At 70.9% G+C, this 12,755-nt stretch carries 12 protein-coding genes; 1 reads left to right on the forward strand and 11 read right to left on the reverse strand.

Going from position 1 to position 12,755, the window contains the following annotated elements; genetic code table 11:
* Positions 1-19: 19 nt before the first annotated feature.
* A complete protein-coding gene (locus A3CE_RS0142735) occupies positions 20-1,225 on the reverse strand; it encodes an MFS transporter (protein WP_020646254.1) in 1,206 nt (401 codons plus the stop codon).
* Positions 1,226-1,309: 84 nt separating this feature from the next.
* On the opposite strand from A3CE_RS0142735, the gene A3CE_RS0142740 reads away from it, so the two are divergent.
* Complete coding sequence (locus A3CE_RS0142740) at positions 1,310-2,203, forward strand: LysR family transcriptional regulator (protein ID WP_020646255.1); 894 nt, start codon at positions 1,310-1,312, stop codon at positions 2,201-2,203.
* 20 nt (positions 2,204-2,223) lie between these two features.
* Here A3CE_RS0142740 and A3CE_RS52490 read toward each other — a convergent pair whose 3' ends face one another.
* The 10 genes from A3CE_RS52490 to A3CE_RS0142790 all read right to left on the reverse strand — a co-directional run bounded on the left by A3CE_RS52490 (position 2,224) and on the right by A3CE_RS0142790 (position 12,459).
* Positions 2,224-3,813, reverse strand: a complete 1,590-nt coding sequence (locus tag A3CE_RS52490; protein ID WP_020646256.1) for a bifunctional 3-(3-hydroxy-phenyl)propionate/3-hydroxycinnamic acid hydroxylase — start codon at positions 3,811-3,813, stop codon at positions 2,224-2,226.
* On the reverse strand, positions 3,810-4,661 hold the full coding sequence (locus A3CE_RS0142750) for an alpha/beta fold hydrolase (protein WP_020646257.1): 852 nt from the start codon (positions 4,659-4,661) through the stop codon (positions 3,810-3,812). Before A3CE_RS0142750 ends, A3CE_RS52490 begins: the two co-directional genes overlap by 4 nt.
* Before the next feature lie 4 nt (positions 4,662-4,665).
* Positions 4,666-5,268 (reverse strand): amino acid synthesis family protein, encoded by a 603-nt coding sequence (locus A3CE_RS0142755; protein ID WP_020646258.1) that lies wholly within the window; start codon positions 5,266-5,268, stop codon positions 4,666-4,668.
* Positions 5,269-5,399: 131 nt separating this feature from the next.
* Positions 5,400-5,855: a VOC family protein gene (locus A3CE_RS0142760; RefSeq protein WP_020646259.1), complete on the reverse strand. Its 456-nt coding sequence runs from the start codon at positions 5,853-5,855 to the stop codon at positions 5,400-5,402.
* 11 nt (positions 5,856-5,866) lie between these two features.
* The gene (locus A3CE_RS0142765) at positions 5,867-6,880 is read right to left on the reverse strand and encodes a WD40/YVTN/BNR-like repeat-containing protein (RefSeq protein WP_026469397.1); all 1,014 of its coding nucleotides are present in this window, start codon (positions 6,878-6,880) and stop codon (positions 5,867-5,869) included.
* Between the two features lie 20 nt (positions 6,881-6,900).
* Positions 6,901-7,695, reverse strand: coding sequence for an SDR family NAD(P)-dependent oxidoreductase (locus tag A3CE_RS0142770; RefSeq protein WP_211231870.1), 795 nt, complete (start codon positions 7,693-7,695; stop codon positions 6,901-6,903).
* Positions 7,692-9,200 carry an aldehyde dehydrogenase family protein gene (locus tag A3CE_RS0142775; RefSeq protein ID WP_020646262.1) on the reverse strand — a complete coding sequence of 503 codons (1,509 nt, stop codon included), beginning with the start codon at positions 9,198-9,200 and terminating at the stop codon, positions 7,692-7,694. The genes A3CE_RS0142770 and A3CE_RS0142775 overlap by 4 nt, the downstream gene beginning before the upstream one ends.
* The gene (locus A3CE_RS0142780; protein ID WP_020646263.1) at positions 9,197-10,747 is read right to left on the reverse strand and encodes an acetolactate synthase large subunit; all 1,551 of its coding nucleotides are present in this window, start codon (positions 10,745-10,747) and stop codon (positions 9,197-9,199) included. The genes A3CE_RS0142775 and A3CE_RS0142780 overlap by 4 nt, the downstream gene beginning before the upstream one ends.
* Positions 10,748-11,039: 292 nt before the next feature.
* Positions 11,040-11,873: a hypothetical protein gene (locus tag A3CE_RS0142785; RefSeq protein WP_245589680.1), complete on the reverse strand. Its 834-nt coding sequence runs from the start codon at positions 11,871-11,873 to the stop codon at positions 11,040-11,042.
* Positions 11,874-11,952: 79 nt separating this feature from the next.
* A complete protein-coding gene (locus tag A3CE_RS0142790) occupies positions 11,953-12,459 on the reverse strand; it encodes a glycine-rich domain-containing protein (RefSeq protein ID WP_125591350.1) in 507 nt (168 codons plus the stop codon).
* Between the last annotated feature and the right edge of the window lie 296 nt (positions 12,460-12,755).

The raw sequence follows: 12,755 nt of genomic DNA on the forward strand, positions 1-12,755 counted from the left end.
TGTGGTCAACGGGAATCGGTCAGTCGTGGGCGGCGGTCCGGCGGCGCAGGGCCGGTCCGAGCGCCCGCTGCGCGGCGAACAGGACGATCCCGCCGATCGCGCACGCCACTCCGAGGCCGGTCGCGCCGGCGAGTTCGAGCAGTGCGGTCCCGGCCAGCGGGCCGAGCACCGCGCCGATGCTCCAGGTGGCCGAGGCGAGGCCCAGGTACCCGCCACGCAGTTCGGCCGGGGCGAGGCCGGCGAAGGTGTCGCCGAACCGGACGGCGATCCCGATCTGGCCGAGCGTCCAGATCAGGACCGAACCGGCGAAGCCGGCGGTTCCGTGACTCACGGCGCCGAGCGCGGCGCCGAGCCCGACCAGGAGCATCGAGACGGCCGACACCGCGTGGGCGTTCCGGCCGGCGAGCAGCCGGACCGCCACGGGCTGGAGGGCCACGACGGCGATCCCGTTCAGCGTCAGCACCGCGCCGTACGTCGCGGGCCCGAGGCCGCCGGCCGTCATCAGCAGCGGCAACGTCGTGAACGTCTGCAGGAACAGCGTGAAGTAGCCGACGTGCACCGCCATCATCGCGATCATCAACCGGTCACGTCGCACCACGGGCAGCAGCGCCTGCCGCATCCGAGCCGATCCGGCCGGACGCGTTTCCGGGACCCGGCGCCAGACGATCAGGGCCGCGGCCAGCGAGGCCAGCACGTTGATCCAGAACAGGAGCCCGTATCCGTGCTTGGCCAGCACCCCGGCTGTGACCCCGGCGACGGAGAAGCCGAGGTTGGCCGCCCAGTAGAGCAGCCCGAACGCGCGGATCCGTTGCGGCGCGGGCAGATCGGCGACGGCGGCCGACCCGGCCGGGCGGAACAGCTCGAGCGTCAGCCCGGCCCCGACGGCGGCCACCCAGATCCCGGGCAGCGAGTCCGCCGAGCCGAGCGCGGTGAGGGCCGCGGCGCCACCCAGGAACCCTGCCAGCATCGTGTTGCGCCGGCCGATCCGGTCGCCCAGCCAGCCGCCGAGCAGCTGGGATCCGATGTCTCCCAGGCCGACGGCCGCGACCACCGCGCCCGCGGTGGCGGGGGAGAGGTGCTGCGCCTGCGTCAGGTACAGCACCAGGAACGACCGCACCACGCCGCCGGCGCGGCCGACGAAGTGTGTGGCCGCCAAGGCCCAGACGAGCTTGGGCAGCCCCAGGTGCGGCCGGTGGGCCGGATCGATCGTGCTCGTGGTGGTCATGGCGACAACGCTAGGTCCGCAGAAGCATCACGAAAAGCGATGATTTCCGATCGAATCAATCGCCATCGGCTATGTTAAGGCGCTATGGCCGACTTCGAGCTGCGCCACCTGAGGACCATGGCCGCCATCGCCGAGGAAGGAACGTTCGGGCAGGCGGCGGCCCGGCTCGGCTACACCCAGTCGTCGGTGAGCCAGCAGATCGCCGCGCTGGAGAAGGCCGTCGGCGGCCCGGTCTTCGACCGGCCCGGCGGGCCGAAGCCCGTCCGGATCACGCCGCTCGGCGAGGTCGTGCTGGCCCACGGCCGCGAGCTCCTGACGAAGGCGGCGGCGCTGACCGACGCCGTCGACCGGTTCCGCGCGGGCCACGGCCGGATCGACATCGGCACCTTCCAGAGCGTGTCGAACCTGATCCTGCCGGCCGTCATCCGCCGGCTGCTGGACGAGCACCCCGGCTGCGACATCAGGCTGTCCGACGTGACGCCGGAGGACCCGCGGCTCGGCGAGCTCGACCTGCTGTTCCACGACGGCCCGGTCGACGGCGACGCCGAACGCGTCAAGCTGTTCGACGAGCCGTACCTGCTGGTGACGGGCGCGGGCGCGGTCGACGGCGGCCCGGTCCCGGTGAAGCTGCTCGACGATGTCCCGATGGTCGCCTGGCCGCCGACCCATCACCAGCGGTGGCTGGAGCGGACGTTCGCCCGCGCCGGCGCGCAGCCGCGGTTCGTGTTCCGCACGACGGGCCACGAAACGATCCTGTCGATGGTGCGGGCCGGCATCGGCTGGGCGGTGCTGCCCTGGCTCGCCCTGCACACCCACGACGCCTGGTCCGACGACCAGCTCGCCATCCACCGGCTGAAGCCGCCGCCCACCCGCGAGCTGTCCCTGCACTGGCCGGCCGGGCGGACCGAATCCCCGCTTGCCATCCGGACGCGGGAGATCGCCGTCGACGTCGCCCGCGAGCTCGCCGGGCGGATGTGACGGCCGTCCGATCTGGCCGGTCAGTACAACTGCCCGGCCAGGTTGGTGACCACGGGGCCGAGCTCGTCTGCCGTCGTCATCGCGGCGACGTAGCGGTCGGGACGGACCACCACGACGTCGCGGGCACGTGCCTGGAACCACGGGCGCAACTCGTTGTGAACGTCTTCGACGACGATGGTGTCCTGATCGGCACAGTGCTGCCGGTGGTGCCGTTCGCCGGCTCGTGATTCGACGATCTTGACGATGCGCGGCCTGAACACCTTCACCGCGGCGAGTTCCGCGTCGCCGAGCTTGGCCAGGGGGTCGCATTCGAACCCGATCACGGCGAACCACGGCCCGAGGACGTCGTCGAGACGGGGATGCGTACCCTCGCCGGTCTCCACCCGCGGTTGCACGAACATCCGGCCCACGCCAGGAAGATGCGGACCGGGCGCCACGAAACCGGCCTGGTAGCGGGGGACCGGCTTGAACCGCATCTCGAGGACCCACCGTTTGACCGCCGGCGCGAGGGAAGCGGCGCGGAGAAACCAGTTGCGGGCGTGCGCCAGGGACCGCCGCGTCGGGCTGAGGATCCGGCCGAGCGTGGTCGACAGGTCGATCATCGCCTTCGCGTGCGGCCGGCGTTCCTGTTCGTAGGTAAGGAAAAGCGAGTGATCGGCCTGGTCGCGCACGATCGCCGTGAGCTTCCAGCAGAGGTTGGTGACGTCGCGGATGCCGGTGTTCATTCCCTGCCCGGCCCACGGCGGCATCAGGTGCGCGGCGTCCCCGGCCAGCGCGATGCGGCCGTCGGCGAACCGGGCCGCGATGCGGGAGTGGTGGGTGTACACCCGGGCGCGGATGACGTCGACCACGCCCGGGTCGGCGAGGTGGTGGCGGAGGAGGCCGGCGACCCGGTCCGGGGCGAGCATCTCGCCGGCGTCCTCGCCCGGGAAGAGCATGAACTCCCAGCGGCGGCGGTCGTCCGGCAGGTGGGCGCAGACGTACGGGCGGCGCGGGTCGCAGTGCAACGCCGTGTACGGGGCTTCCAGCGGGTCGTTGGCGCAGTCGATGACCACCCACTTGCGCGGGTGGGTCGAGCCTTCCAAGGGGATGCCGAGCAGGCCGCGCACGGTACTGCGGCCACCGTCGGCCGCGATCACGTAGTCAGCGCGCACTTCGCGGGCACCGTCTTCGCCGACGAAGGACAGCGTCACGCCGTCCGCGTCCTGCCGGATCTGCCGCAGCTCGGTGCCGAGCATCACCTGCACGTGGGGAAACCGTCGCAAGCCGCGCCGCAGCACGGCCTCCGCTTCGGGCTGCAGGAAGATGTTGCGCTTGTACCAGCCGAAATCCTGGGCGGTGGGCCGGATGTCGGCCAGGCAGTGACCGGAGGCGTCGAAGAACTTCAGCGGCACGTTCTGGATGGCGCTGCGCAGCACTTCGCCGGCGAGGCCGATGGTCTGGAAGGTGCGCAGTGATTCGTCGTCCACCCCGATCGCGCGCGGGTACCCGACGACGTCCGGTTCCCGGTCGATGATCAGCGTGGTGACGCCGTAGGTGCCGAGCAGGTTGGCCGCGGTCGCCCCGACCGGCCCGGCGCCCACGATCGCGACCTGGACGCGGTCGGTCACCGCGAGACTCCCGCCAGGAAGCCGGTCACCAGCCGGAGGAATTCGGCGGGGTTGTCGTCGTGCGCGTAATGCCCGGCTTCGGGAATCTCCGCCCAGCGAAGCAGCGGCTGCCGGTCGGCCATCTCCCGGCAGACGGAGACCGGGAGGAAGTCCGAGCGGGCGCCGCGGAGGACGAGGGTGGGACAGCGCAGCGCGTCCACACAGGCCCACAGGTCGACCGGCCCGGCGGGGTCACCGCCGCACCGGGCGGCGGCGATGCCCGCCATGTCGAGTTTCCATTCCCACCGGCCGTCGCCGCCGGGGCGGACGGTGTGTTCGATCCGGGACCTGAGCGCCTCGTCGGTGATGCCCGGGCGGAGGTCCCGCCAGTAGGCACGCACGGCCCCGAGCGAATCGAAGCTGCGCGGAGTGCCACGCAGCTCGCGCAGGATCCGGTCCGCGCCCGCGGTGTCCGTCGACGAACCCGGCCCGATGTCTTCGACGACCAGGGCGGTGACCTGGTCCGGGTGCCTCGCGGCGAAGGCGTAGCCGACCGTGCCGCCCATGGAGTGGCCGATGATGCCGAAGCGGGTGAGCCCGAGCGACGCGACGAGCTTCTCGATGTCCTCGACGTAGGCGTTGGTGAAGTAGTCACGACCGGGGTCCCACGAGCTGTCGCCGCGGCCGCGGAAGTCCGGGGCGACCACCGCGTGGGTGCTGCTCACCGCGCGCGCGACCTGTTCCCAGGTGTGGGCGTAGCTGCGCAGTCCGTGGAGCAGGAGGACAGCCGGGCGACTGTCGTCGCCCCACCGCAGGAAATGGCAGGTCAGGCCGTTGATGAGGACCTCGTGACTCGTCGGCTCGGTCATCGGGCTAGCGCAGCCCGTCCTCGCCACGCACTTCGGCGGCGGAGAGGCCGCCGAGGCGGGCGTGCAGCCGGCCGCGGGACGCGAACGCGAAGGCGATGACGACTTCGTCCGGGCGAGGCGCGTCGCCGAAGCCGATCGAGATCGTGTCGTAGTTCGAGCGCACGTAGAGCGCGTCCTTGTGGGCCAACGGAATGTCGATGACGGCTCCGGCGGCGCCGACCTTGCCCGTCGACGGCACCCACGACTTCCCGCCGCCCACGGCCTCGCGCACCGGGTCCGCGAACACCTGGGTGAGGAACGCGTTGCCGTGCTCGTATTCGCCGAGGGTGCCGACGACGCACGCCTTGCCGTAGCTCTGGATCGGCTCGCCGCCGGAGGCCTCGACCGCGCGGCGGCCCACTTCGTGCCCCAGCTCGGCCGACTTCGCGACGATGTCGCTCAAGTCCTCGCTGAAGCGGCCGGCATAGGGGTTGTGCACGGCCGCGGCCACGACGATGCGGCGCACCGCCGATCCGTCGGCGGCCTGCCCGGTCTCGTTGGCGAGCACGTCCTCGACGTGCGTGAACCATTTCCGGACGTGATAGGGCCCGAAGTTCGCGACTGGCATGAGTTCGACCTCGTGGTTGTCGGGTGATCAGGGACTGTGCCGCCATTTACCAATCCGACCACAGCCACGGCCGAATGGCTTTCGTGGCAACGGTTGCTTACCGCTCGGGGGGCGGCCTACTTTTGGCCGGATTAGTAAAGCGGCTCGAGCTCGACCGGCTCGCTCGGAGCGTTGTGCTCGCCGAGGATGCGCCGGCCCTCGTCGTCGTCGGTGACGGTTTCGGCGAACAGCTCGAACCGGTTGCCGTCGGGGTCCTCGAAGTAGAGGCCGATCCCCACCTTGTGGTCGGTCGTCTTGACCACCTTGACGCCCTTGGAGAGCAGCATTCCGTAGAGCCGGCGCAGATCGTCGACGTCGCCCTGGATCTCCAGGCCGTAGTGCTGCAGGCCCAGGCCACCGTGGGCGGCGCCGTCCTCGGCCTGGATGAGCGCGATGTCGTGGTGTTTGCGGCCGAAGGAAAGGAAAACCCACTGGGGGCCGCGAGCGGTGACTTCCAGGCCGAGCACGTCGGCGTACCACGCCGCCGACGTCTCGGGGTCGCGCACGAACAGGGAAAGGTGCGTGCGGACGACCACGGGTTTGATCACGGTGTGCTCCTTCAATGGGTGGCGGCGGGGGCGTCGGCGGCGACGGCCGGGGTCCAGGCCACGTCGGTGATCTCGGGGAATTCCCGCCATTCCTTGGCGAAGGTGCGGCCGCCGTCGGTGGAGCGGAACAGGTGGCCGTACTTGGTGCCGGCGAAGACGAGGTCCGGGTCGCCAGCGTGGGTGCCGAACGCCCAGACAGTCGAGTTGGCCGGGGTGTCGAATGTGGACTCCTGCCAGGTCTGGGTGAGGTCGTCGGACCGGAAGACGCGGGTCTTGGTGCCCGGCGTGCCGTCGCCGATGCCGAGCAGCACCGAGTCGCTGCCCGGGATGCGGGCGACCAGGCGGGTGTAATAGATGCCCCACGTCGACTTCGTGCCGGTGCGCGTCCAGGTCGCGCCGTCGTCCTGGCTGACGAAGACGGCGTTGACGACGAGGCAGAGGATCGTCTTGGGCGGCCCGTCGAGCACGACGACGCAGTGGATGTCGGACGGCGCCACGCCGTCGGGGCTGTCGACGCGATCCCAGGTGTCGCCGCGGTCGCGGGTCAGCCAGAGGCCGCCTTCCTCGACGCCGAACCAGGCGGACTTGCCGTCGACGTGGTCGTAGACGGCGGTGAGGATCCGCGGCTTGCTGACGCCGGCGCAGCGTTCCGGCAGTTCGGGGGAGAGCCGGTCCCAGGTGCGTCCGCCGTCGGCGGTGCGGTACATGGCGGCACGGGATGGTGCGCCGGTGCCGATCAGCATGCTGTCGGGGTCGTTCGGGTCGATGGCGATCGACCACACCTGGGTGTCGTCGAACGGCGAGGCGACCCGGGTCCAGCGGGTGCCGCCGTCGTCGCTGCGGCCGAGCCCGACCTCGGCGCCGGCGAAGATCACTTCGGGCCGGGTGGGGTGGACGGCCAGCGCGCGCACCACGGAGTCGAACTCGAGCCCCTGATCCAGGGGGATGCGGTTCCAGGTCGTGCCGTCGTCGTTGCTGCGCAACACACCTTGTCCGGCGGTGGCGACCAGAATGGTTCCTTGCATCGGTGCTCTCCTTTACGTGGTCAGAGGAAAATGCCCCGGGTCAGGCCGCCGTCGATGCCCAGCGATTCGCCGGTGATCCCGCCCGCGGTGGGTGCGGCGAAGAAACTGATCGCGTCGGCGACCTCGTCGGCGGTGAGCACGCGCCGGATCGGGGTGCGGTCGATGAAGTTCTGCTCGACCTGGGCCGCGGTGATGCCCTGCGCGGCGGCGTTGCGGGCGTACAGCTCGTGGATGTGCTCGGTTTCCACGACACCGGGGTGCAGCGTGTTGATCGTGATGCCGTCCGGGCCGAGCTGGTCGGACAGCACCTTGGTCATGTGCACGATGGCGAGGTTCCGCATGCCCGAGAGGGCGTGGCTCGACCGGCCGGTCAGCCCGCCGATGTTCACGATCCGGCCGTAACCGTGCGCGCGCATCAGGGGCACGACCGCTTTGACACACCGGAAGTAGCCCACCACCTTGGTGTTCAGGTCGGCGAGCAGCGCTTCGGGATCGGCGCTCGCGACGTCGTCGCGGACGAGGCCGGCGGGCGCGGCGGCGCCGTTGACGAGAATCGAGACCCGGCCGGCCTTCGCGGCGCTCTCGGCGAGCGCGAGGACCGACTCGGTGTCGGTGGTGTCGGCGGCGACCGGAACGACGGTGCCGCCGAGTTCGGCCATGATCTCGTCGGCGGCCTCCTGCAGGATCGGCAGGCGGCGCGCGGCGATGACGACCTGCGCGCCCCGCCGCACGAGTGCGCGGGTGACGGCTTTCCCGATGCCGAGGCCACCGCCGGTCACGATGGCGACCTGCCCGTCGAGTTCCATTGTGGTCATGAGAGGTTCACCCAGACGCTCTTGGTTTCGGTGTACTGCTCGAGCACACCGCGGCCCATTTCCCGGCCCCAACCGGATTGTTTGTAGCCACCGAACGGCGAAGCCGGGTCGGTGAGGTTGTAGCAGTTGATCCACACGGTTCCGGCCTTGATCGCGGCGGCGATGCGGTGGGCCTGGGTCAGGTCGTTCGTCCACAGGCCGGCGGCCAGGCCGTACGGTGTGTCGTTGGCCTTGTCGATCAGGTCGTCGACGTCGGTCCAGCGCATGGCGACGAGGACCGGCCCGAAGATCTCTTCCTGGACCACGCGCATGGCGTGCGTGGTTTCGGTGAGCACGGTCGGTTCGAGGAAGTAGCCGCCGGCGTAGTCGCCGTCGAGACCCGCCGGGCGCGACCCGCCGGCTTCGAGGGTGGCTCCTTCGTCCAGTCCGGACTCCACATAGGACTTGACGGTGTCCAGCTGCCGGGCCGAGACCAGCGGGCCCATCTGGCTGGCCGGGTCGTGCCCGGGGCCGACCACGATCCGGTTCGCCTCTTCGACGAGCGCCGACATCACGTCGTCGTAGATGGCGGAGTGGACGTACAGCCGTGAACCCGCGGTGCAGGTCTGCCCCTGGTTGAAGAAGATCCCGTCGGCCGCCGCGGCGGCGACCGCCTTCGGGTCCGCGTCGGGCAGGACGATGTGCGGGGACTTGCCGCCGAGCTCGAGGGAAACCTTCTTCATGTTGCCCGTGGCCGCGATCGTGACCAGGCGCCCGACTTCCGTCGAGCCGGTGAACGCCACCTTGTCCACGCCGGGGTGCGCCGCGAGCGCCGCTCCTACGACACTGCCCTGCCCGGTCACGACGTTCAGCACGCCGGGCGGGAAACCGGCCTCGGAGAACAGTTCGGCGAGCCGCAGCGTGGACAGCGACGTCTCTTCCGCCGGCTTGAGCACCACCGCGTTGCCCATCGCCAGCGCCGGTGCCAGTTTCCAGGACGCCATCGACATCGGGAAGTTCCACGGCACGATCGCTCCGACGACACCGATCGGCTCGTGCACGGTGTAGTTGAGGATCCGCCGCCCGCCCCGCGGCGACAGCGGGATGGTCGAGCCCTCGAACTTGCTCGGCCAGCCGGAGAAGTAGCGGAAGAGCTTGGCCGTGGTGGTGACGTCGACCGCGCGGGCGACCGAGACCGGCTTGCCGTTGTCGAGGGACTCGATGAGCGCGAGTTCGTCGGCGTGCGCTTCGACGAGTTCGGCCAGCCGGTGCAGCAGCTCGCCGCGCTGCAGCGGGGTGAGGTCACGCCAGCCGGGATCGGCGAGTGCCGCGCGGGCCGCCGTGACGGCGGCGTCGACGTCGCCCGGACCGCCGCGAGCCAAGGTGGCCAGCGGCTCGCCGGTGGCGGGGTTGGTGGAAACCAGCCGCTGGCCGGTTTCGCCCGGGCGCCAGCCGCCCCCGATGAACAGGCCGTGTTCGCGGGCCAGGAACGAAGTGACTGCCGGCGGAGTGTCCACTGTGGTCATAGCGCCATTTCGATCAGGTGCGGGCCGCCGGAGGTGACGGCGTCGGTGAAGGTGTGTCGCAGTTCGGCGACGCAGGTGGCGCGGAAGGCCGGTACTCCGAAGGCGCCGGCCAGCGCGACCCAGTCCACGCGCGGGTCGGCCAGGCTGGTCAAGGCCGCGGCCTGGGCACCGAAGTCGTCGTTGCCGTGCCGGCTCAGTTCGGTGCGCAGCACCTGGTAGGTGTGGTTGGCGGCCACCAGCACGGTGACGTCGGTCTGCTCCCGGGCCATGGTCCACAGCGCCTGCGCGGTGTAGAGGCCGCTGCCGTCGGACTGCAGCGCGACGACCGGCCGGTCGGGTGCCGCGATGGCCGCGCCCAGCGCGCAGGGCAGGCCTTGCCCGATGGCGCCACCGGTGTTGGTCAACACTGTGTGGCCGACGGACGACGCCGACGCGGTGTAGAACGGATAGCCGCTCGTCCCGCCCTCGACGGACACGATGGCGTGCTCGGGCAGACAGCTCGCCACGACCTGGCCGACGGTGCGGCCGGACAACGGTTCGTCCGGGCCGGGCGGTTCGAACGCCGGTCCGGGCCCGGCCGGGGCGACAGCGCCCAGCAGATCGGCGAGTTCCAGCAAGGCTTCTTCCGCGTCCTCGTGCGGCCGCGCCAGCCGGACCAGCGTGCCCGGCCGGGTGAGCATGCTCGGAACGCCTTCGTAGCCGAAGTACGCGACCGGGTCCTCGGCACCCGCGACCACCACGGCCGGTGCTTCCCGCAACACCGCCGCGGCCGTTTCGGGAAAGTAGGGGAGCCGGTCGATGGCCGGCAGGCCGCCACCGCGTTCCGCGCGTGCCGGGAACGTCTCGCTGTACAGCGTGAGCCCGGTCTTCGCCGCGATGCGGCCTGCCGCCACTTGTCCTTCGCGGCTCAAGGCGTTCCCGCCGAGCAGCAGCACGCCGCGCGATCCGGCGGTCCGCAGCCGCGCCGCGGCGTTCTTGACGGTATCGCCGCCGACCGGTGCGCGCGACGGCGCCGACGCGGGCTTGGCCGGCTGTTCGGGTGCGCGGTGCTGCTGGTGATCGGCGGGCACGATCACCGTCGAGACACCCAGCAGCCGGTGGGCATCGTCGATCGCCGTCCGGGTCGCCTCGCCGATGCTCGCGCGGCCGGTGACGGTGTGGACCGTCCCCACCGTCGCGGCGAGGGCCGCGATGTCCGACGTCAGCGGGGCCTCGTAGGGCAGGTGCCAGCTCGTGTGGTCGCCGACGATGTTGACGACCGGAGTGTTCGCCCGGCGCGCGTTGTGCAGGTTCGCGAGGCCGTTCGCCAGGCCGGGGCCCAGGTGCAGCAGCGTCAGCGCGGCTGTCCCGGTGATGCGGGCGTACCCGTCGGCCGCCCCGGTGCACACGTTCTCGTGCAGCCCGAGCACGGCACGCACCCCGGGGACGCGGTCCAGGGCGGCGACCAGGGGCATCTCTGTGGTGCCGGGGTTCGCGAAGCACACTTCGGCGCCAGAGTGCGCCGCGGCACGTACGAGCGCTTCGGCTCCGGTGACGTCGTCAGCCACAGCTTCTCCCGTCCTATTATCGTACAAGCTGTACGCTTATCGGTAAGGGTAGCCGCAAGCACGGCGATGGGGAAGCCCGTCGCCGGACGAGATTGCGTAGGAGCTCGTGGTGACGCAGCAAAGCCTCGTGAGTGTTCAGGGCGGTTCTAGCGGACTCTTATTTGCCGACCTACTGTGATCGTTATGGGTGCTGACAGGGACGCTAGGACGTCTCGAACCCACGGGCGGGATGTCCCGAGACGGCGGTGGCCCCTTCCCATGCGGGAAGGGGCCACCGTTCATGAACGGCCCGTCACGCTCGTTCGCGTAGGCGCCACCGCGCGTACTCACGGGCCAGCCGTGCCAGGGCGTCGGTAGTGGCAGCCTTCGCGGTCCACAAGCCCGCGACGTACACCGCGAACGCGGTGACTGCCTCCTGGGGCGCGTCCGCGAAGTGGGTGTGCGCCCGCGCCCACGCCTCGGCCTGCGCCGGGGTGTGGCCCGCGCCGATCAGCCGGATCACCAGGAACGCCGGATCCACCCAGGCGGCCCCGGACGCCGGCCAGGCCCAGTCCAGCACCCGCACCGCCCCGCCGGCGTCGGCTCCGGCGCCGATGACGAACTGGTCGGCGTGCAGATCGGTGTGCACCAGCCGGTCCCCGCGCACCAGACCCGGGGCCTTCTGTTCCCACGCCGACACTTCCGCCAGGTCCCACCCGGACACGATTCCCGGGCGATCCCTGGCAAGCCGGTCCCACCAGGGCGCGCCCCAGCGGTCACCGAGGGACCGCAGGTGCGGCGCGGACACCGCGCCGATCCGGTCCAGCAGCGAGGCGAGCACCGGCAGGTCCGGCGAGCCTGGGGCCAGGTTCGCCGGACGCCCGGCAACATGCTCGAACCCGACCACGAACCAATCCTCGCCGTCGGCGACAAGATCCGCGCTGAACAGCACCGCCGGGGCGAGCCCGCCCACGAGTCCTGCCGACTCGACTTCGGTCCGCAGCCACCGCATCTCCCGCGAGATCCCTTTTACCGCCTTGCAGAAGACCGGCGCCATCCCGTCCCGGCACAGGGTCAGCGCCGCATCGCAGCTCTGCCCCGCCCCGGCGGCGACGGTCCGGCCGATTGGCCCGGTATGGGCCTGCACGGCCGCACGCACCGCATCCGGCAACTCACTCCAGCTGTACCGCGTCGACATCATTACCCTGACCGCCTCTCGCCGGTCGCTACCGGCCGCTGCCGTTGGTCTCGGTGTTCTCGTTGCCGTCCTCACCCGAGCTACGGCACCCGTCATCCCCGCTGTTGCACTTGGCCGCGCGAGCCAACCACACCTGCGGATCGACCGCGAACCCCGCCGCCGCGACCGCATCCATAGTCCGCGCGATCTCGACCCGGTCGCCGACCTCCGCACCGGTCTCCTGCCCATCGTCGTTCGGGACGTGATGGATGAACCCATGGGTGACCCGGTCGCAGAACTTCCTGTATTCCTTGGTGTACATCAGGAATGTGTGCCAGCCAATGTCCACCAACTCCGACGGCGACAGCGACGCACCCCGATCCGCGCCGCACGCGGCCAGGAACGCCAGCGCCTGATCCATGATCCGCGCCGCCAGCCCGCGCGTCACCTCCGCCTGCTCCCGCGCGATCCGGGTCACCAGCCGGTCGAACAATTCCGCCGACACCAAGTCCCGCCCGGCCAGTTCCAGTCTGGTCAACTCCGGCTCGGTCACCATCTCTTGCACTGCACTCGTCATCGCGGTTCTTCCCTTCCCACACCAGGGCTACCGGCCGGTCCACCGGAGCCCGATCCACCCGCACACCGATCGCGTGCGGGGCACCCTTTTCCTTGCAGCAATTGACATCCCGGGCGGCACACACGGGTGTGCCGCCCGGGATGTCAGGCCGCGTTCTGGCGTGGTGGGGGATGACAACGCCACAGCGCAGCCATCCGACGCACCCCGCTCACCGTGATCAGCAGCTCCGCCACCGGGCGCCCGGCCGCATCCACCCCAACCCGCACGTCGAGCAC

The sequence above is a fragment of the Amycolatopsis balhimycina FH 1894 genome, from assembly GCF_000384295.1.
In the GTDB taxonomy this organism is placed as follows: Bacteria; Actinomycetota; Actinomycetes; order Mycobacteriales; family Pseudonocardiaceae; genus Amycolatopsis; species Amycolatopsis balhimycina.

What these genes read in the sequence shown, in the direction of transcription:
- A3CE_RS0142735 (WP_020646254.1), bottom strand. Translation starts at nt 1,225, where the DNA reads ATGACCACCACGAGCACGATCGATCCGGCCCACCGGCCGCACCTGGGG.
- A3CE_RS0142740 (WP_020646255.1), top strand. Translation starts at nt 1,310, where the DNA reads ATGGCCGACTTCGAGCTGCGCCACCTGAGGACCATGGCCGCCATCGCC.
- A3CE_RS0142750 (WP_020646257.1), bottom strand. Translation starts at nt 4,661, where the DNA reads ATGACCGAGCCGACGAGTCACGAGGTCCTCATCAACGGCCTGACCTGC.
- A3CE_RS0142755 (WP_020646258.1), bottom strand. Translation starts at nt 5,268, where the DNA reads ATGCCAGTCGCGAACTTCGGGCCCTATCACGTCCGGAAATGGTTCACG.
- A3CE_RS0142765 (WP_026469397.1), bottom strand. Translation starts at nt 6,880, where the DNA reads ATGCAAGGAACCATTCTGGTCGCCACCGCCGGACAAGGTGTGTTGCGC.
- A3CE_RS0142770 (WP_211231870.1), bottom strand. Translation starts at nt 7,695, where the DNA reads ATGACCACAATGGAACTCGACGGGCAGGTCGCCATCGTGACCGGCGGT.
- A3CE_RS0142775 (WP_020646262.1), bottom strand. Translation starts at nt 9,200, where the DNA reads ATGACCACAGTGGACACTCCGCCGGCAGTCACTTCGTTCCTGGCCCGC.
- A3CE_RS0142790 (WP_125591350.1), bottom strand. Translation starts at nt 12,459, where the DNA reads ATGGTGACCGAGCCGGAGTTGACCAGACTGGAACTGGCCGGGCGGGAC.